The organism is Bordetella genomosp. 4, assembly GCF_002261185.1.
Taxonomy (GTDB): domain Bacteria; phylum Pseudomonadota; class Gammaproteobacteria; order Burkholderiales; family Burkholderiaceae_B; genus Bordetella_A.
Genome location: NZ_NEVQ01000019.1, coordinates 95,695 through 115,132, shown reverse-complemented (window position 1 = coordinate 115,132; position 19,438 = coordinate 95,695). Strand labels below are relative to the sequence as shown.

19 protein-coding genes are annotated in these 19,438 nt (G+C 59.6%); 10 read left to right on the top strand and 9 right to left on the bottom strand.

What is annotated here, in order from left to right; translation table 11 throughout:
- Positions 1-10 precede the first annotated feature (10 nt).
- Genes CAL20_RS19175 through CAL20_RS19165 form a run of 3 tightly spaced genes read left to right on the top strand, consistent with a single transcriptional unit; the run spans position 11 to position 2,270 of the window.
- Positions 11-676 (top strand): amino acid ABC transporter permease, encoded by a 666-nt coding sequence (locus CAL20_RS19175; protein ID WP_094838661.1) that lies wholly within the window; start codon positions 11-13, stop codon positions 674-676.
- Positions 673-1,479, top strand: coding sequence for an amino acid ABC transporter ATP-binding protein (locus CAL20_RS19170; protein WP_094838660.1), 807 nt, complete (start codon positions 673-675; stop codon positions 1,477-1,479). Before CAL20_RS19175 ends, CAL20_RS19170 begins: the two co-directional genes overlap by 4 nt.
- Before the next feature lie 20 nt (positions 1,480-1,499).
- Positions 1,500-2,270: a GntR family transcriptional regulator gene (locus CAL20_RS19165; protein ID WP_094822606.1), complete on the top strand. Its 771-nt coding sequence runs from the start codon at positions 1,500-1,502 to the stop codon at positions 2,268-2,270.
- 95 nt (positions 2,271-2,365) lie between these two features.
- Here the strand turns inward: CAL20_RS19165 and CAL20_RS19160 are convergent, their stop codons facing one another.
- Complete coding sequence (locus CAL20_RS19160; protein WP_094822605.1) at positions 2,366-3,550, bottom strand: RNA-guided endonuclease TnpB family protein; 1,185 nt, start codon at positions 3,548-3,550, stop codon at positions 2,366-2,368.
- Positions 3,551-3,687: 137 nt separating this feature from the next.
- Between CAL20_RS19160 and CAL20_RS19155 the strand changes: the two genes are divergently transcribed.
- The 4 genes from CAL20_RS19155 (at position 3,688) to CAL20_RS19140 (ending at position 7,343) form a co-directional block, all read left to right on the top strand.
- Positions 3,688-4,611: an NAD(P)-dependent oxidoreductase gene (locus CAL20_RS19155; protein WP_094822604.1), complete on the top strand. Its 924-nt coding sequence runs from the start codon at positions 3,688-3,690 to the stop codon at positions 4,609-4,611.
- On the top strand, positions 4,608-4,961 hold the full coding sequence (locus CAL20_RS19150) for a RidA family protein (protein ID WP_094822603.1): 354 nt from the start codon (positions 4,608-4,610) through the stop codon (positions 4,959-4,961). Before CAL20_RS19155 ends, CAL20_RS19150 begins: the two co-directional genes overlap by 4 nt.
- Before the next feature lie 25 nt (positions 4,962-4,986).
- Entirely contained in the window at positions 4,987-6,216 is a 1,230-nt protein-coding gene (locus tag CAL20_RS19145; protein WP_094822602.1) for a pyridoxal phosphate-dependent aminotransferase, read from the top strand.
- Positions 6,217-6,347: 131 nt separating this feature from the next.
- Positions 6,348-7,343 (top strand): Bug family tripartite tricarboxylate transporter substrate binding protein, encoded by a 996-nt coding sequence (locus tag CAL20_RS19140; RefSeq protein ID WP_094822601.1) that lies wholly within the window; start codon positions 6,348-6,350, stop codon positions 7,341-7,343.
- 963 nt (positions 7,344-8,306) lie between these two features.
- Here CAL20_RS19140 and CAL20_RS19135 read toward each other — a convergent pair.
- Positions 8,307-8,774, bottom strand: coding sequence for a CopD family protein (locus tag CAL20_RS19135; RefSeq protein WP_094822600.1), 468 nt, complete (start codon positions 8,772-8,774; stop codon positions 8,307-8,309).
- A 210-nt stretch (positions 8,775-8,984) separates the two neighbouring features.
- Between CAL20_RS19135 and CAL20_RS19130 the strand changes: the two genes are divergently transcribed.
- Positions 8,985-9,467, top strand: coding sequence for a YajQ family cyclic di-GMP-binding protein (locus tag CAL20_RS19130; protein ID WP_094822599.1), 483 nt, complete (start codon positions 8,985-8,987; stop codon positions 9,465-9,467).
- Between the two features lie 93 nt (positions 9,468-9,560).
- On the opposite strand, the gene rhtA is transcribed toward CAL20_RS19130, so the two are convergent.
- Positions 9,561-10,454, bottom strand: coding sequence for a threonine/homoserine exporter RhtA (gene rhtA, locus CAL20_RS19125; RefSeq protein ID WP_094822598.1), 894 nt, complete (start codon positions 10,452-10,454; stop codon positions 9,561-9,563).
- 298 nt (positions 10,455-10,752) lie between these two features.
- Between rhtA and CAL20_RS19120 the strand changes: the two genes are divergently transcribed.
- A complete protein-coding gene (locus CAL20_RS19120; RefSeq protein ID WP_094822597.1) occupies positions 10,753-11,322 on the top strand; it encodes a chromate transporter in 570 nt (189 codons plus the stop codon).
- Positions 11,319-11,849, top strand: coding sequence for a chromate transporter (locus CAL20_RS19115; RefSeq protein WP_094822596.1), 531 nt, complete (start codon positions 11,319-11,321; stop codon positions 11,847-11,849). The genes CAL20_RS19120 and CAL20_RS19115 overlap by 4 nt, the downstream gene beginning before the upstream one ends.
- Before the next feature lie 27 nt (positions 11,850-11,876).
- On the opposite strand, the gene CAL20_RS19110 is transcribed toward CAL20_RS19115, so the two are convergent.
- The 6 genes from CAL20_RS19110 to oxlT form a co-directional block, all read right to left on the bottom strand.
- Positions 11,877-13,796, bottom strand: a complete 1,920-nt coding sequence (locus CAL20_RS19110) for a bifunctional metallophosphatase/5'-nucleotidase (RefSeq protein WP_094838659.1) — start codon at positions 13,794-13,796, stop codon at positions 11,877-11,879.
- Positions 13,797-13,963: 167 nt separating this feature from the next.
- Complete coding sequence (locus CAL20_RS19105) at positions 13,964-15,091, bottom strand: methyltransferase (protein WP_094822594.1); 1,128 nt, start codon at positions 15,089-15,091, stop codon at positions 13,964-13,966.
- A gap of 94 nt (positions 15,092-15,185) precedes the next feature.
- Positions 15,186-16,187, bottom strand: a complete 1,002-nt coding sequence (locus CAL20_RS19100; protein WP_094822593.1) for a Bug family tripartite tricarboxylate transporter substrate binding protein — start codon at positions 16,185-16,187, stop codon at positions 15,186-15,188.
- A gap of 118 nt (positions 16,188-16,305) precedes the next feature.
- A complete protein-coding gene (locus CAL20_RS19095) occupies positions 16,306-17,112 on the bottom strand; it encodes a citryl-CoA lyase (RefSeq protein ID WP_094822592.1) in 807 nt (268 codons plus the stop codon).
- A gap of 51 nt (positions 17,113-17,163) precedes the next feature.
- Positions 17,164-18,060 carry a dioxygenase family protein gene (locus CAL20_RS19090; RefSeq protein WP_256981626.1) on the bottom strand — a complete coding sequence of 299 codons (897 nt, stop codon included), beginning with the start codon at positions 18,058-18,060 and terminating at the stop codon, positions 17,164-17,166.
- Between the two features lie 31 nt (positions 18,061-18,091).
- Entirely contained in the window at positions 18,092-19,393 is a 1,302-nt protein-coding gene (oxlT, locus tag CAL20_RS19085; RefSeq protein ID WP_254924244.1) for an oxalate/formate MFS antiporter, read from the bottom strand.
- Between the last annotated feature and the right edge of the window lie 45 nt (positions 19,394-19,438).

Genomic DNA, 19,438 nt, shown 5'->3' with positions numbered 1-19,438 from the left:
GGCCGCGACCATGAACTACGCATGGGATTTTGGCGCGCTCGCTCCTTATACGGGCCTGTTATGGAAGGGCCTGTGGATCACCATCGTATTTACGGTGACCACGGCGCTCGCTGGCCTGGCGATAGGCCTGGTGGCGGGGGTGTTGCGTACTAACGCGCCGCGCTGGATCAATGTACCGGTGATTGCCTACATCGAAATCTTTCGGTGCACGCCGCTGCTGGTGCAACTGGTGTGGATGTACTACGCGTTGCCGGTGCTGATCCAGGTGGAAATGTCTCCGGGGATGGCGTGCTTTCTGACGCTGTCTCTGTACGGAGGCGCATTCTATGCCGAGATTTTCCGGGGCGGCATCGAGGCCGTGGATCGAGGGCAATGGGAGGCCGGCAAGGCGCTAGGCATGCGGCGCGGCCGCATTTTCCGGCGCTTGATTCTGCCGCAGGCGGTGCGAGTGATGATTCCCTCTTTCATCAATCAAACGGTTCTGCAGCTGAAGAACACCTCGCTGGTGTCCACCGTTGCTGTGGGCGATTTGTTGTATCAAGGGTCCGTGATTACGGCCGCCATCTATCGTCCCCTGGAAACCTATACGGTGGTAGCAGTTGTATATTTTGTCGTGCTGTTCCCCTTGACGCTGGCGGCACAACGCTTGGAAGCACGCATGGGAGCTCACCGATGAATACACAGCATTGCGCGGTTGCGCCTGCTTTGCAGGCATCTGCCATCCACAAGTCGTTCGGTGATCATCACGTCCTCAAGGGCGTATCGCTGGATGTGGCCAAGGGCGAGGTGGTGACGCTGATCGGCGCCAGCGGGTCAGGGAAATCCACCTTTTTGCGCTGCATGAATCTGCTGGAGATGCCTGAGTCGGGACGTTTGTCCGTTGGGCAGCATCAGTTCGAGTTCGACGGCAAGCAGAAGCTGCCCAAAGACGCTTGCCTGGCCGCATTGCGGCGGGATATCGGCATGGTCTTTCAGCACTTCAACCTGTTCCCGCACATGACGGTCCTGCAGAATGTGATCGAGGCGCCCATGCAGGTCAAGGGCATGGCGCGCCCCGAGGCAGCGGAGCTGGCTCGCGAATTGCTGGCTAAAGTCGGCTTGGCCGACAAGGTCGACGCTTTTCCCAGCCGTCTTTCAGGCGGGCAAAAGCAGCGTGTCGCCATTGCACGGGCGCTGGCAATGCGGCCGGATGTCATGTTGTTCGACGAGGTGACGTCTGCGCTCGATCCCGAGTTAGTATCCGAGGTATTGGGGGTGATCAAGGCGCTGGCGGCGGAGGGGATGACCATGGTATTGGTGACGCATGAAATGGCCTTTGCCGCTGATGTGTCGGATCGCGTGGGGTTCATGCTGGATGGCGTCATGGCCGAAATCGATACCCCCGCTGAAATTTTCGGCCATCCGCGTAATGAACGCCTGAAATCCTTTTTGCAACGCTTCCATCACGGCTCGTCTTTGCCGGCGGCTATGGCAGCGTGAGTTTTTTTGATATTTGACGCATGACTTCTGAATCTTCCGCCTCTCGCGCCGCCTCGCATAGCCATGTCTACGATCGCATCAAAGCCATGGCGACCACTTTTCGCCTGCGCCCGGGCGAAAAAGTGAATGAGCTCGAGTTGTCGCGCCAACTGGGCGTGAGCCGCACGCCTGTACGTGAGGCGCTCAGCCGCATCGCTGCCGAGGGATTTCTGGTGGCGACCCCGAATCGCGGCTACACCGTGAGGGGGCTCGATGCCAAGCAGTTGATGGCGCTGTACGAGTATCGGGCGACGGTGGAGTTGGGCGTCGTGCGTCTGGTCTGTATGCGGGCCTCTGATCAAGAGCTGGCCGATCTGGCAAAGATGGTTGAAGGCAGCCGGGACGAAGTCGATACGGATGCTCAGGCATTGCGCCTATTGTCCCGGGATGAGGCTTTTCATGAGCATCTGGCGGGGTTGGCGGGCAACCCCGAGTTCTTGCGTTCGGTGCGTTCGATTAACGAGCGTCTGCGTTTCCCTCGTTGGATCGATTTGAAGGCCCGTCGCGGGCAGACGCGCAATGACCATCCGGATATTGTGCGCGCGCTGCAGGCGCGTGATCAGGCGGCGGTGCAGGCATTGATGAGCCAGCATATCGAAAAGCATCTGGATCACATCATTGAACTGACCCGCGCGGGGTATGCCGAGATTTATACGGGTAATGCGCTGGCCGATTATGCCGAGTCGCGTTTTATGGAACACCAGGAGGACTGGGCCTCGTCCTCTGAGGGTGGCAAGGAAACGAGGGATTAAGGGGCGTTTCCGCGACGCCAGCCGCGAGTCGGCGTCATTGCAGGTTTTGATTTACATCTCACTTTTTTCAGGAAGATTCTTGACTGCTCCCTGCCCTAAAGGAAAGGGATTCCCACTTCACCGAAACCGAGCCGTCGTACATCATCATTCATGCACTCAGGTCTTACCGTTTCTCCATGGGCTAACACCGCCAGTCCGGCGGCTAATACGTTATGTGCCGCGTTGACGTCGCGGTCGTGGTCTGCATTGCATTGCGGACAGAACCAATGCCGCACGCGCAACGGCAGCTTCGGTAAGACATATCCGCAGACGTGGCAGCGCTTGCTCGACGGATACCAGCGATCTACCCGCACGAACTCACGTCCATGCCAACGGGCCTTGTATTTGAGCTGCCTCACAAACTCTGCCCATCCGGCATCGCTGATGGACTTGGCAAGACAGCGGTTTTTCTGCATGTTGGACACAGACAAGCTTTCTACGGCGATCACTTGGTTCTCGTTGATCAACCGAGTAGAGAGCTGGTGCAGGAAATCCCTGCGAGTGTCTGCGATCTTGGCATGCAGCTTGGCGACTTTCAGCTTCGCCTTGGTGCGGCGGACCGATCCTTTTTGTTTCCTGGCCAGGCGGCGCTGTAGCTTAGCTAACTTAACTTCATGCTTGCGAAAGATCTGTGGTGCATCGACTTTTTCTCCTGTTGAGAGAATCGCAAAATGAGACAGGCCCAGATCAATCCCGACACAGCTCGGCGTACGCGCTTTTTGTGCCACAACGTCGTCGCACAGCAGACTGACAAAGTATCTTCCTGCCGGATCTTTGCTGACCGTGACGGTAGTAACCTTGGCGGCTTTGGGAATCTGACGGGACCAGCGGATGGGCAACGCCTCAGTCATCTTCGCCAGCTTGAGCGAACGGCCATCCCATCTAAAAGCACTGGCGGTGTATTCCGCCGATTGCGGGCCATCTTTGCTTTTGAAGCGAGGATATCCCGTTCGCTTGGCAAAGAACCCAACAAACGCCGTTTGCAGATGACGCAGTGTCTGCTGCAACGGAACACTGCTGACTTCGTTCAACCACGCGTAGTCTGGAACCTTTTTCAACGCCGTCAGCGCAGCAGAGGTCGCGTGATACCCCAGGCGCTCTTGCCGCTCAGCCCAGGCTGTCGAACGAAGGTTAAGCATGTGGTTGTAAACCACACGTACGCAACCAAACGTGCGAGCCAGCGTGATCGCTTGCTCGGGCGTCGGATAGAACCGGAATCGGTAGGCACGTTTGGTTTGCATGCCCGAGATACTATCCACGCCAGACCAGAAACCTGGATGTTTATCCAGTCATCAACTCAAATCAGACCAACCTTGCAGCCTTGCGGCTGCGCCCCTTACCTCCCCGGCATGAATGCCGAAGTTTCTCGGAGCAATGAATGAAAGCTATTTTCGTTGACGCCAATCCCACTTTGTCCGCGGTGGCAGAGCGCCTGCATCGTGCAGATGATCTGGAGCTGGTCATCAACCGTCAACCGGATATCACCTCGGATCAATTGCCGGGCGTGCTGGGCGATGCGGAAATCGCCATCATCGACCATACGCATCTGCCGACTGATATTGCTCGTCAATGCAAGGGTCTGAAGCATGTCGTGTTCCTGGGAACCGGTGCGCGCTCGTATATGAATCCTGAGGAATTGGCAGAGATCGGCATCGAGGTGCACATTATCAAAGGGTACGGCGATACGGCTGTGGCCGAGTGTGCGTTTGCCTTGATGTGGGCGTCGGCAAAGGGCTTTGCGCGCATGGACCGTGAAATGCGAGCGGGTAATTGGCTGCGCAGCGATGCCGTGCAGTTGACGGGCAAGACGCTGGGTCTGGTCGGTTTCGGAGGCATCGCAGCAGAGGTTGCGCGTCTGGCGCAGGGCGCTGGTATGGAAGTCATCGCCTGGAACCGCAGCGCGAAATCGCACCCAGGCGTGCGCTTCGTGGAATTGGATGAGGTGCTGGCCACGAGCCACGTGGTCTCGATGCATTTGCTGTTGACGGACGAGACCCGAGGCATCATTTCGCGTGAGCGCATCAACGCGATGCGCGATGGTGCGATCCTGGTCAATACGGCGCGCGGCGCGTTGGTGGACGAGGAAGCCATGATTGACGCATTGAAGTCGGGCAAGCTGGGCCACGCCGGTCTGGACGTGTTTGTCACCGAACCCATGCCGAAGGACCATCCGCTGACCAAGCTCGATAACGTGACGCTGTCGGCGCACTCGGCATTCCGTACCCCCGAGGCCAGCGACAACCTGATTCAATCCGCACTGAATCATTGCCGTCGTATTTCGGGCAAGGGAGTGCAGCAATGAGCTCGCCTATCACCCGGTTGGACCAGAACACACGCCGTTCGCGAGCGGTGATTCACAACGGCACGGTGTATCTCGCCGGCCATACGGCAGACGATCGCAGCGCCGATGCAGCAGGGCAGACGCACCAGGTGCTGGCCAAGATCGACGAGATGCTGGCGGCCTCGGGCACGGACAAGTCCAAGCTCTTGAATGTCACGATCTGGTTGCAGCACATGTCTGATTTTCAGGCGATGAATGAGGTTTACGATGCATGGATCGTGCCGGGCCAGGCGCCGGCGCGTTGCTGCGGCGCCGTCGAGCTGGCGTTGCCGGAAATTCTCGTCGAGATCATGGTGACCGCCGCGTTGTAGGCGGGAATGTTTTTTCAGGATTGATATGTCTACCGATAACTCTCAGGCGCCGGCGTTTCGCCGCGCCAGTCGTATCTCCCGTATTGCGGTGTCGGAGATCCTGCGCATCGGCGCGCGCGCTGCGCAGCTAAAGCGCGAAGGACGCGATGTCATCGTGTTGGGGGCGGGCGAGCCCGACTTTGATACGCCGGACAATGTAAAAGAAGCAGCGATCCGCGCGATACATGCCGGCGAGACGAAGTACACCTTGCTCGATGGCACCCTGGCGTTGAAAGCCGCGATCGCGCGTAAGTTCGAACGCGAGAATGGCGTGACGTACGGCTTGGATGAAATCAATGTGGGCGCTGGCGCCAAGCAAGTGATTCACAATGCCTTGATGGCGACACTGGATGACGGCGATGAGGTCATCGTCGGCGTGCCGTATTGGACGTCGTATGCCGACATGATCACCATCGCCGGAGGCAAAACGGTCGAGGTCGCATGCCGCGAGGAAAACGGTTTCCGCATGGATCCAGCCGATCTGGAGCGCGCCATCACGCCGCGTACGCGCTGGGTCATGTTGAATTCGCCGTCCAACCCGACGGGGGCCGCCTATGGTGAAGCGGATCTGCGGGCGTTGGCCGAGGTGTTGCTGCGGCATCCGCATGTGTGGGTGCTCGCTGATGACATCTACGAGCATCTGATTTATGGTGATTTCACGTTCAAGACCATGGCGCAAGTCGAGCCGCGCCTGAAGTCGCGCACGTTGACTGTCAATGGCTTGTCGAAGGCCTATGCGATGACAGGCTGGCGTTTGGGCTTTGCGGGCGGGCCGAAGGAATTGATCGGGGCGATGGCGGTGGTGCAAAGTCAGAGCACGTCGAACCCCTGCTCAATCAGTCAGGCTGCCGCAATTGAGGCTCTGGACGGACCGCAGGATGTGTTGGCAGAGCGCCGTGCCTCCTTCCAGGTGCGGCGGGATTTGGTAGTGAATGGCTTGAATGCGATTCCGGGTTTGAGCTGCCGTCTGCCCGAAGGCGCGTTTTATACCTATGCCAGCTGCGCTGGGGTATTGGGCCGTACGACGCCGAAGGGCAAGCGTCTGGAAACGGATGCGGATTTCTGCGAGTACTTGCTGCAGGATCATGACGTAGCTGTCGTGCCAGGCACGATTTTTGGTCTGGCGCCGTATTTCCGGATCAGCTATGCCACGTCGCAGGCCCAGTTGCAGACGGCGTTGGAACGTATTGCAAAGGCAGTTGAGCAGTTGAGCTGATGCAGCGAGGGCTGCCCGTCACGACGGACAGTCATTGCCGCATAGTGATTCATTACGCACATTCAATATCGCAGGCTAAAGATCTTCGGATATCCGGACTCGGCAGCCATGCTTTTTCAAGGGGAATAATCATGTTGCGTCGTTTCAATATTGCCGCGTTGACGGCTATGACATTGGCTGCTGCCATGCCGGCGGTTGCGCAGGACAGCAAATGGCCTACACACGCCATTACCATTGTCGGGGGCTTTCCGACGGGGGCAGGCACCGATCTGTATACCCGTAAACTAGGGCAGGGTCTGACGGAAACGCTGGGTGTGCCCATCGTGGCGGAGAACCGTACGGGCGCCGGCGGCAACGTGGCGTCGGATCTGGTGGCGCGGGCGGCGCCTGATGGCTATACCTTTTTGTTCGGCACGGCGGGCACTCACGCGATCAATGCGGAGTTGTACAAGAAGAGCCTGAGCTTTGACGTCTGGAACGATTTCACGCACATTGCGTTGCTGGGCGATGTGCCTAACGTGCTATTGATCAATCCGAAAAAGCATCCCGATATCAAGACCTGCAAAGATCTGCTCGAGCTGGCTCGCAAGAATCCCGGCAAGATGAATTACTCCTCGACCGGGAATGGGGCTTCGGGCCATTTGGCTGGTGCGTTGTTTACGCAGATGGCTAAAGTCAACATCGTGCATGTGCCCTATCGTGGACAGGGGCCTGCCATGACGGCACTCTTGTCGGGTGAGGTGGATTTCTTTTTCAACCAGAGTGCGGCATCGATCGCCGCTGTGAATTCGGGGCAAGTGCGCGCGCTGGGCGTGACGGTATCTAAACCGATCGAAGCGCTGCCCGGGGTGCCAACCGTGGCTGAAGGCTGCGGCTTGCCGGGCTATGAGAGCAGCACGTGGTATGGCCTGTTCGGGCCGGCGAAGCTGCCTGCCGACATCCAGAAACGCATGAGCGATGCGGTGATCAAGGAGATTTCCAAGCCTGAGTTCAAGCGTTGGCTGATCGATACGCAAGGCATCACGCCGCCGGCCGATCCCAGCCCCGCCGCGTTCGAGCGCGTGCACAAGGCGGATATCGCGCGATGGGCGGAGGTCGTCAAGATGTCGGGCGCGAAGGTGGATTAAACGCTCGCGTTCGTCGCTGCAGGGTTTGCTATCAGCCTGTCCGGTATGTTCGGATGGGCTGATTGTTTTTGTGGGCTCTGCAGGGGCGGCAAGCACGGGGGATCGAGTTCTATTGGACGTCGAGGCGGGGCAGTGACCGTGTTGGCGCTTCACGTGGCTGGTCGGCCGCCTGCGCGTCCGACACCGCTTCGTTCGTCTCGTCCGGCCCCTTCGGGCCTCCCTACGACCTCCACTCGCTCAGCCACGAGGCGCGCCAACACGGTCACTGCCCCGCCTCGACTCGCAGCATCTCTGATTCCCTCATCGCTGGCACGGCTGGTCTTCGTAGGCTTCGTAGCACTGGCGTTTGCAAGGAGGAAGATCTTGCAGGGCCGCTATTCATGGCCGCCTACGGGCGCGGCCATGAATAGCGTTCGGGATCTGCATGCGAAGGTTTTGGCATCGGAGATGAACAGAAGATCTCTCGAGCTACGATTTCTCGTGGACAAGCAGGAATATTTCGAACTGCAGCTTCGTGATGTCCAGACAGGGACAATGCATCATCGTCGCAGGCGTCAACTCCAGCCAAGCAGATCTTCCAAACTGGCACCATGCCACCCCGCCGCATGCCCGGACCGATCGCTATTCGCGCGTGTGCAGGGCACGCGCGAATAGCAGCCCTGCAAGATCTTCCTCTTTGCCAACAGGGCTACAAAAAAACGCCAAGCAAGAAAATCGTGCCAGCGATGTGATGAGCTTGAATGACTGCGAGTCGAGCCGAGGCAATCGGGCCGTGCGGGCGCCTCAAAGCCGAGTGGAGCGGACACCGAAGGAAGCGCGAAGGCGCGGACGAGGTGAGCGAACACGGTGTCCGGCGCCCGCGCGCCGGACCGGCTTTGTGAAGCCCGCACGGCCCGATTGCCTCGGCTCGACGTCCATAAGCACGCCAACCACCCGCCCCCCTCTGATGCCCCGAAAAAGGCTTTAGGCGAGGACAATAACCGCGATAGTCAGCAGGCCAAGTACCAGATTGACCGTCACCAAGGTTTTGATCGATTGCATCGCGCGGCCGCCCGCGGGCCAGTCACTGGCTTGTACGGCACGATCCAGGCGCGGGTAGAGCGCAAAGCGGATATGTCCGAAAATCGCCGCCATGATGACGCCCAACACCGCCATGCTTATCCAGGCATGCGGCATCTGAAAGCTGCCGCCGGTGTCCGCAACCTGGCGGGCCGTTCGGCCTATCATCCATGCGCCGCTCAGCAGCACGAGCAATACGGCTCCCAGCACAGCGTTCAAGAACCGTGCCAGCACATCGCGCATCAGGCGCAGCCGTTGAGGCGGCTCCAGCGCGGCCACGGCGGGCCGCAGGAAACAGTGAGCGAAGATCATTCCGCCTACCCACAGCAGAATGGCCAGGATGTGTACGAGCTTGAGGACGCTGTAAAACATGGCAGAGTGGTTCCGTGAGTCGCAGTGCCCGGGATAGGCGCCGCATAGCCGGTATTATCCATTGCTCCGGGGCCCGCGGCGTTGATTCGGCGGGAAAAGGGGGCAGTCAGATCGCCGCAAATCGTCTTACACTGGATACCTGTGCGGGTATGCGCATCGTAATGGATAGCGCTATCCTTGATTGACTCTTTTCTTTTGTAGGTTGCAGCCATGCCCAGTTTCGACGTGGTTTCCGAAGTAGACAAACACGAGCTCAGCAACGCGGTGGACCAGGCCAATCGCGAGTTGGCCACCCGTTTTGATTTCAAAGGCACCGACGCCAAATTCGAACTCGAAGGCTTTGTCGTCACGCAGATCGCGCCCAGCGCTTTTCAACTGAAGCAAATGCTCGATATCTTGCGCGGCCGGCTGTCGGCGCGGGGTATCGACGTGCGCTGCCTGGAGGTCGCCGATCCGTTGGAAAACCTGGGCGGCGCGCGCCAGAAAATCACGGTTCGCCAAGGGATCGAGCAACCTGTCGCAAAAAAATTGATCGCTGCCATCAAGGCGGCCAAGCTCAAGGTGGAAAGCCAGATCAATGGCGACAAGCTGCGCGTCAGCGGTAAAAAGCGCGATGATTTGCAAGAGGCGATCGCGTTGCTGCGCAAGACCGACGTGGATCTGCCGCTGCAGTATCAGAATTTCCGCGATTGAGTTTGATCCCCATCTGCGAATGAGGGTGTTCGTTTCATCCCGGCCAGGCGTGGCGGCCTCATATTTCTACGGGGCCGTCCGCGGGCAGCGCGCTTATCGTTTTGATTTGGGGCGTGCCTTTGCGGGCTGCCGATTGCCGACGGTGATCCCGATGGATGCGGCAACAATGGCGACGATGGCTGCCCATTGGGTCAGGGATAGCGTCTCGCGCAAGAACAGCATGCCGGAAAAGGCAGCAAAGACAGGCTCCAGGCTGAGCAGCGTGCCAAACACCCGGACAGGGATACGTGACAGGACGGTGATTTCCAACGCGTAGGGCAATGCGCTGGACAGCACGGCAACGCCCAGTGCCCAGGGCAATACCTCCAGCGCGAACAGGCCCGTGCCTGCTTGTGCGAATCCGAAGGGCAGAACCACCACGGTGGCGACTGTCGAGGCTAGTGCCACGGTCTGGGTGCCATGGTGCAGACCGGCACGGCGTCCGAACACGATATACAGCGCCCAGCATAAGCCTGCGCCCAGCGCCAGCAGCATCCCCGTGGGATCCAGCGTGTGGACCTCGGCGCCTCGGGGAATTAGCAACAGAATGCCCACGGCCGCCAAAATAATCCAGCAGAAATCCGCAAAGCGGCGTGAACTCAAGAGCGCTACCGTCAGCGGTCCTGTGAATTCCAGAGCGACCGCAATGCCCAGCGGGATGGTGCGCAGCGACATGTAGAACAGCAGGTTCATCATCCCCAGAGACAAGCCGTAGGCCAGCACCACGCGCCATCCCGAGGGAGTCAGGCGGACACGCCATGGCCGGAAATAGGCCAGCAGCATGAGCGCCGAGAACAACAACCGCAGCGCCGCCGTGCCTTGTGCGCCCACCATAGGAAACAGGCTTTTTGCCAATGCTGCGCCACTGGGCATGGACACCATGGCAATCATCATCAACAAGATGGGATAAAGCGAAGGGGTGGGCGAGGTAGCAGTGGATGCGGACATGTTGCATAAGCCCGGCACAAGAGGGCCGGTACGTCGCACATTCTACGCGCAACAGGAGCGGTCTAACGTTGAGGGCGATTTTGGTTTTGCGCGAGTGATCGGGCGAATCTTGATCGAGTGGCGTCGTTCCGTCATCCCCGGCGCCGATTTGCCCCCTCCATCGTCATGGTGATTGACGGATGCAATTGCGCGCCGGTGCGAGCAGGAGTAGGCTTTCGTCCCGATTGATCTCCCGCTGTTCAGAGCCGCCCGCTCGCTGCTCAGGAATCATCGCGTCCCGATCTCTGCTGGAATTTTGATGAACGCCTCGTCTTCGACTGCCGTATCTCCCGTGTCTGAGCCTCCCTCGTGCTGGGCTCTGTTCAAGGGATTTTTCTGGTTGGGCTTGAGCGCCTTTGGTGGCGCCTTGCCATTGGCCCGCCACATGGTGGTGGAGAAACACCGATGGCTATCGTCCGAGGATTTCACCGAGCTGCTCGGGCTGTGCCAGTTTTTGCCGGGCGGCAACATCATCAACATGTCCGTGGCACTGGGGATGAAATTCCGCGGGGTCAAGGGCGCGTTTGCTGCCCTGATGGGATTGATCGCCGCGCCGTCTTTCATCGTCATTGCGCTGGGCATGGTGTACGACAGGTATGCGGATGATCCGCATATTCAACATCTGTTCGCGGGCTTGGCGGCCGCGGCTGCGGGCCTGCTGATTTCGATGGCCGTGAAAATCGCCAAGCCGTTGCGCGGCAAATGGGCGGGTATCGCCGTGGCCGTGGCATGTTTTATTTGCATCGCCGTGCTGCGTACGCCCTTGCTGCCGACAATGCTGGTGTTGACACCGATCAGCATCCTGGTGACTTGGAGGCTGGCGCGATGACTTCCGTATTGATTTCGCTCTTCGTTATTTTTACGCAGTTGTCGGTGCTGGCCTTTGGCGGGGGCAATACGATTTTGCCCGAGATGCAGCGGCAGGTCGTGGAGATCCATCAGTGGATGTCGAATGCCGATTTCAGCGCCTTGTTCGCATTGAGCCAGGCTGCACCCGGCCCCAATCTGATGATCGTGACGCTGGTTGGCTGGAATGTGGCGGGGTGGCAGGGCGCCTTGGTCACGACGATTGCGAAGTTCGGCCCCTCGTCGATTTTGACGGCTGTTGCGTTGGGATTGTGGGAACGGTTCAAGGACAAACCGTGGCGGCGTGTGGTGCAGGCAGGTATTTTCCCCATGACGGTAGGGCTGATGGCTGCCAGCGCGTCGTTGATCACGGAGGCCTCTGTGCATACGTGGGTATTAGGGGGGATCACAGCTCTCGTCGCTGCCGTGACGATTTTCAGCCGCGTGCATCCTTTGTGGATGTTGTTGGCGGGGGCGTTGATCGGGTTGAGCGGGATCGGGCAGCCTTGAGGGGCGCTGCCCGTTGCGCAGGAAACGTTACTCGACGTAGCTCTTGGTGCTGTACAACTCGACGGGCAGTCGATTGAGAATCGGCAGGTTCGTGTTGGCGTCCTTAGCCTGCATATCGATGTAGGTTTGCAGCACGTCGGCATCCAGCACGCCGATGTCTTGACGCCGCTCATCGGGGACGTTGGCCAGCGTGGTGTAGCCGTCGCCGCCTGTCGCGTTGAAGCTCAAGACAAACAGCTTGTAGGTGCGGGTCGCGTTCAGGGATTGCCAGGTGTTCGCGGCGGAATCGAATACTTCCACGTTGGACACACGGCTGCCCTTGGCGGCCAGGCTGTTGACGTCATAACGCAAGCCGCCCGTGTAGGGGTAGGGGCCGGTGGTACCGCCGTCGCCGTAGACCGCCTCGAGGCCGTCCTCCAGCATGCCGATGACTTCGGTGCCGGTGATGTCCAGGCGCCACAGCATGTTGCCGAACGGCAAAACCTCGATGACGTTGGCCGCGGTCACGTTGCCATGCAGCGGGACGCGTACGCCGCCGCCGCTCTGAAGCGAGATGTCGGCACCGCCGTATTCGGCATTGGCGACTTCGAGATAGGCCTGGGCGACGAGCTGCTGAATGTCTCCGCCGCGAAGGCTCACGCTGCCTTCGGCGTTGCAGGCTGCGCTGGATCGGCTGTAATCGACCGAGCCGGGGCCGCCGGGAACACGGCGTGAGCAGAGTTCTTGCGGCACGTTGGCGACGACGCTCTGGCTGTAGGTGTCGACTTGTTCTTTGAACGGTTGCAGGGTTTGCGTGGCGTTGGCGTCGGGCGCTTGTACACGCAGGAAGCCGCTGGCTTCGATGTCGGCCTGCATGGCGGCTGCGTCTGCGGGGTTGGGCGCCGTGCCGCCGACGGTCAGTGTGTCGCCGATCAGGACGTGGGGCGTGCCGCTGCATGAGGTGACATCGCCATTGGCGTCAAAGCTGACTTTCAGTTCGCCTACGACTTGCGCGTATTCCCAGGCTTGGACCAGGCAGACGCGCTTGCCGTCTTTGTCGGTCAGTTCGGTAGGATAGGCGCCGGCGGGAGTACCTGCGTCGTAGGTTTCCATCGCGCCGGGGCCCAGCAGGGAATGCGAGTCGCCGCCTACGACGACGTCTACGCCGCTCAGATTGGGGATGATTTCTTTGTCGTAGCTGTAGCCGATATGGCTCATCACGATGATCTTGTTAACGCCTTTAGCGCGCAGCGCATCGATCTGGGTTTGGGCCGCTTCGGTTTCGTCGGAAAAGGTGGTGCCGGGGTCTGGGCTGGAGGACTGCTGTGTTTTACCGGCGATGGTCAAACCAATGAGGCCGATGGATTGGCCGCCGCGTTCGAGGGTGATCGAGGGCTGGACCCAGTTGGGCGCGTTGGCTGCATTCAACGGCGAGTTGGGGCCGAAGCTGACGTTGGCGCTGAGCAGCGGAGTCTGACACGTACCTGCGTGCAGGAGTTCGATAAAGCGATGCAGGCCGCTGTCGCCTTTGTCGAACTCGTGGTTGCCGAGCGTCATCGCATCGAAGCACACCGTGTTCATCAGGGCGGCATCGGCCTCGCCGGCCTCGCCTGCGCGGTTGAAATACAAGGTGCCGGTCATGGCGTCGCCCGCGTGCAGTTTGAGCACGTTGGGGGATGCTGTCGCGAGTTCGTTGATGGCTGCGGTCACGCGCGGAAATCCGCCAGCGTCGACAGTGGCTTCGGTCTGGGTGCCAGCGGCGTTTTTCAGCAGCAGGGTTCTGCTCTTGCTGTCCAGGTTGGAGTGATGGTCGTTGATGTGCAGGATCGTCAGGTCCATTGCCTGGCTGACGGGCGGCGTCGGGGGCGAGGCGTCGTCATCGTCATCGTCGTCGCTGTTGCTGCACGCGGCTAGCAGGGTCAGGCTGCTGAGTAGCAAGACTTGGGTGGTCCTCTTCCAGTTTTTCATCGCGCTGTGTCGGAATGTGTCTTGGTGGAAGAGGAATGATTGGGGAGGGAGGTTACGGGGGGATTAAGGTTGCATGACGGGGATGTGAAAAGGGGGCTCGAGGGAAGGCGCTTGGGAGCGCTGACCCGATGAATGTGGCGGTGTGTGGAAGTACTAGGCGACGCGCGTTAATCAATGTGCGACAGGCGCCACAGCGATGTGATTTCGGCTGCGCGGGCTGCGTGCAGCGGATCGGTGGGGTCTGATGCGCGGCCGTGGGCGGGGCGGGCCGTGAGGCGGTCTACGATGCGCAGGCCGGCGTTGGTGATCAGTGTGGACAGTTCGTCAGGGGCGCGTAGCCCCAGGTGTTCGGCCAGGTCTGAGAGAATCAGCCAGGCTTCGCCTTTGGGGGCGAGGTGTTTTGAGAGTCCTTGCAGAAATGCGCGCAGCATGCGGCTGTCGGGATCATAGACCGCGTATTCGACAGGCGCACTGGGACGTGCGGGCAGCCACGGTGGATTGCAGACGATCAAGGGGGCTTGGCCGTCGGGGAACATGTCGGTTTGCGTCAGGGTCACGTGTGACTGCAAGTCCAGTCGGGTCAGGTTTTCCTGTGCGCAAGCCAGGGCGCGTGGGTCCTGGTCGGTGGCAATGACTTGTTTGATACCGCGTTGTGCCAGAACGGCGGCTAACACACCTGTGCCGGTGCCGATGTCATACGCCAGCGATGTATCCGCCGGAAGAGGTGCGCGGGCGACGAGATCGATGTATTCGCCGCGTACCGGCGAAAACACGCCGTAGTGAGGATGAATGCGAGCATTGAGGGCGCGGATAGGAACGCCTTTTTTGCGCCACTCATGGGCGCCGACAATGCCTTGCAGTTCGCGCAGGGACGCCAGATAGGGACCGGGGGCTGGGCCATAGGCCTCCAGGCAGGCCTGTTGCACATCTGGTGCCCGGCGCAGCGGGATGGTGTGGTCTGCATCGAAAGGCACCAGTACGCTGCCTAGCAGCCGGGCGCGTTGGGATTGCGCTTGGCGATGCTGGTTGAACGCCTCCAGCGGCGTTGCCGCAGGTTTGCGTTTTTTCTTGTCGATACGGCGTGCCAGTGCCTGCAATAACTGACGCGCATTATGAAAATCGCCGCGCCACAGGAGTTGCGTGCCTTCGCAGATCAGGCGATAGGCCGCGTCTGCCGATAATTGATCGCCCGCGATTTGAATGCGTGTTGGCACTGGGGCGGCCGATTCGGAGCGCCAAAAGGCTGTCTGGGATTGGCCGGATTCGGTCCAATGGACGAGAGGTAATGCGGACATGGCAAAGGCAAGGAGTGAATGCCTGGCAATGTAGCAGGTTCTCGAGTGGAGGAAAGGGGGGGGCCGCCCGGATCAGGCGGCTCGGGGAGGCGGTCTAGTCGATCTGGGCACCCGACTGTGTGACGAGTTCGGCCCATTTGCTGATTTCGTCTGGGGTGAATGTGCGGAGTTCCTCTGCGGTGAGAGGGCGTTGTTCGATTCCCTGATTGCCGAGTTTGGCAGCCACGTCCTGATTGGAAAGCGCGGCCCGGGCGGCTTTTTGCAGGGTCTCGATGACGGGCGTAGGCGTGGCGGCAGGAGTGTAAATCATGAACCAGGCGACCAGGTCGAAATCCTTGCCGGTCTGTTCGGCTATGGTCGGGACGTCGGGTGCAGACGCGCTGCGCGTCGCACCGGAGCTACCCAATGCTCTCAGTTTGCCGGATTTGATGTGGGGCAACGTCGCGGCGGGGTGGTAAAACATGAACTGGGTTTGTCCTGAAATGACGTCGGTGACGGCCATGCCTCCTTCTTTATAGGGCACGTGTGTCATTTCGCCACCCAGGCGCAATTTCAGCAGCTCGCCGGCGAGATGTCCCGAGGTGCCGTTGCCGGCCGATCCAAAACTGATGCCTCCCGGCTTGGCGGCGGCGGTGGCCAGATCGCTGAGCGAGCGCAACGGCGAGTCAGCTTTGACGACCAGCAGGGTGGGCGTTTGGCCGACGAGCCCGATGGGGACGAAGTCTTTGACAGGGTCGTAGCCCAGCTTCTTGTATAGGGTTTTGTTGATCGCGTGTGTGCCAACGGTGCCCATTACGATGGTGTATCCATCCGCAGGAGTGCGGGCGACTTGTTCCGTGCCGATCGTGCCGCCCGCGCCCGCTTTGTTTTCAACAACGATGGTTTTCCCAAGTGATTCCGCCATGGCGTTGGCCATGATGCGTGCCACGGTGTCGGTGGATGTTCCCGGGCCGAAGGGGACAATCATTCTGATCGATTGCGACGGGTAGTCCTGAGCGTGAGCCGATGTGGCGGACAGCGCCAAAAGGCAGGTGCTTGCTGCGATCGCCAGGGTTTTGTGCAGCAGTATGCTGAGAGGGGTATAGCGTGCCATCATGAAATCTCCTCCTGAGTTCTTGTTCTGTGTGCGGGCATGGGTTGCCGCCGCAGGCCACGGCACAAGTGCGCCTTGGCGGACAGCAAACCGCCGGGGCTGTGTGCTGCAGCCGTGTCGGTTATTGGCCTGAACCAAATCCTGGCGGAACTTCTCCGTCGTATTGCAATTCGCGCGTGGCTTGATAGGACAGCGCAAATCCAATGGACGCCTGGAGTTCTTCGGTGAGGTGTGCAATCAAGCCGGCCGTTCTGGCCAGGATGGGTACGCCTTTCAGTGCGGCCAAGGGAAAGCCTACGCCCAGCAGCACAGCGGGGATCGCCGCCGAGACGTTGAGCCGGAGATCTTTGCCGATGATGGCTGGAATCTGTTTTTCGATTTCTTCGGCAATGGCAATGTAGTTCAGCTCTGCGCCGTTGATCCGGGCGACTTCGAGCAACCGTGCGACACGAGGGTCGCGTTCCTTGTGCAGCGGATGGCCGTAACCCGGAATCGCTTTACGTGCAGCGCGGTACTCTTGCAGTTCTGCCTGAACCGCTGCTTCCAACGTGGCGCCTGCGGCCTGGCGTTCTTGAATCGCAACGAATAACCGTCCGGCGTATTCTGATGCTCCGAGAATGACGGAGCCGCATCCCAGGATGCCGGCTGCGACGGCGCCCTGCAACGCATCGGGCGCTGCGGCGAGCGTCATTCGGCTGGCTTGCACGCTGGGTACCAGACCATGTTCCGCGATCGCAACCAGGGTGGCGTCGAGCACAGCCGTCGCAGTGACGCTGGGGCGTTGGCCGGTGACCAATAGATGAAAATAATCCGTGAAGGAAATGTGGCCGATGAGGTCTTTGCAGAGATCCTTGCCGCGCACGACGATGGTGTGTTCGTCAGAGGTGCAGATTGCACTATGAGGGATAGTCGCTTTACCGATTTTCATGGTTCTTTCTGAAAAGTAGATGGAATATCGTCAAGAGATGAGGGTGTTGATTCACACGCGAACGGGCGCAAGGCAGAAATCGAACGATGCGCTCCAAAAAGGCGTCGCGAGCGTTCGGCCATCATGAGCGGTGCCGGGAGGATGATGTTGGAAGTCGACGATCAGACTGTCCCGGACACCGAAGACCACGTCGGAGTCGATGTACGGACTGTTGGCGACGAATAAGTGGGTGGTGATATCGACATAGCCGGGGGCCGAGAGTTTGAAATGGATATGGCCGGGGCGATTCGGGTGTTGACCTATCTTGTTGATCATGAGACCCACGGGACCGTCCATGGGAATAGGGTAGTAGTTGGGCCGGATCGACCAGAATGCGTAGCGGCCGTCTTCGCCTGTCACGAAACGCGCACGGGCCAGCATGTCGGTTTGGCCCTCGATTTGCATGTCATAGACGCCTTCGCCGTCGCCTGACCAGACATCCAGCACGACACCGGAAAGGGGGGTGCCTTGCAGATCCGTGACGCGGCCATGGTAGTAGGCGGGTTCGCCCGCAACGCCTGCTGCGATGTCGCTGCCCATTTCCTTGTGTGGAGCGCCGGCCCAGTAGTACGGGCCCTGCACCGTCGCCTCGGTGGCGGCCGTCGCGGTGGTTGAACCGGGGGCAATGGCCGATGCGCGGGCTTGAGCCGACATGACGACTTGCATGGACGCGCCCAGGGTGTCGGACAGCAAGATGAACTCCTGCCGCTTATCGGTACAGGTTTGACCGGTTTGCGTCAGGAATTCAATCGCGGCCATCCATTCTTCGGGGGTTAAATCGACTTCGCGGATGAATTCGTGCAGCTTGGTGACGAGACCGGTCATTAGCGTTTTGAATCGCGCATCCTGAGTGTGTGCCAATCGCGCAATCACCGCTTGAGTCAGGTTCAGACTTTGCTGATCGTTCAACTGTGTTCTCCTTTGATCGTGTTCCAGCGCGTTACGCTTGTTGCTGTAGATGGGCATGATTCACCCAGCGAATGCGCATGGGTTGCAGCACAAAGAACGCAAGCAGCGCTGCGAGAATGTCGAGCGCGGCGATGGAATAGAAGATCAGATCCCAGGATTGCGTTTTCTCGTATAACAGCGCGGCGAGAGGGCCTCCCAGGATAGAGCCGACCGCTGTTGCGATCAGCAGGTAGCCGAAATTCCTGGCGGCATGTGTTGTCCCGAATGCGTCGGCCTGCAGAGAAGGAAACAAGGAATAGATTTCTCCCCAGCCAAAGAACACGACCGCAGACAGCAAGACGAATGCGATGGGGTTCGATCCGAACTTGAGCAGTAGCAGGATGGAGGCGGCTTCCATCAGAAAGGCGATCAGCATGGTCGGCTCGCGGCCGATTCTGTCCGATATCCATCCAAAGAACGGACGCGTCAGTCCGTTCGCAGCACGATCCAGCGTGAGCGCGAGCGGCAGCGCTGCCATTCCCAGAACGAGTGTCTGATCCGATATGCCGAAATGCACCGCGAGTGCGCCGAGTTGAGAGATGGCCATGAGCCCGCCTGTGGCGACCAGGGCCATGATGAAAAACATCAGCCAGAATAACGGGGTGCGCAGCATCTCACGCGAGTTGAAATCACGCCTGGACGCCATACCCGGCTGGGATGAGGGCTCGGCGCGCGGCAATGCGGTCGCGCGTTTCATGCCTAATGACGCGAGCACGATGACAGCAGATAGCGCCATACCGAAAACCACCAACGTCGTTTGCAGGCCGTGCTCGCGAATACTGGACGCGATAGGGAATGTGGTGACAATCGCACCGAGCCCATAACAGCCTGCCGCCATACCGACCGCAAATCCTCTGCGGCGCGGGAACCACTGCACCATGAGCTCGATGACAGCGACATACACCCATCCTGTGCCGATACCCGAGAGCACGCCGTAGGTGATATACAGCAGCGGCAGTGAGGTGACGTAGGCCGAGCTTATCCAACTGAGCCCTACCAGCAAGCCGCCTGCCGCTGCAAAGGCCCGAGATGAAAATCGGCTGGCCAATTCGCCATGTAGAGGGCCTATCCCGCATTGAAAAATGCTGAACAACGCAAAGGTGACTTGCAGGGCCGACAGCGAAACGTCAAGTGAGCTTTTAAACGGTTGAACAAAAAGCGCCCAGACATACTGCGGGCTGGAGATCGCCATCATGGCAATCATGCCGAGTATCAGTTGAATCCACGGTTGGGCGCTGCGGCTTTGATCGGCCGGCCCTGAGGCAGCGAGTGCGGGTGTTGGTGAGAGCGTCACGGTTGTCTCCATTCATTATTTTTGGGACCATCCACTCAATATCAG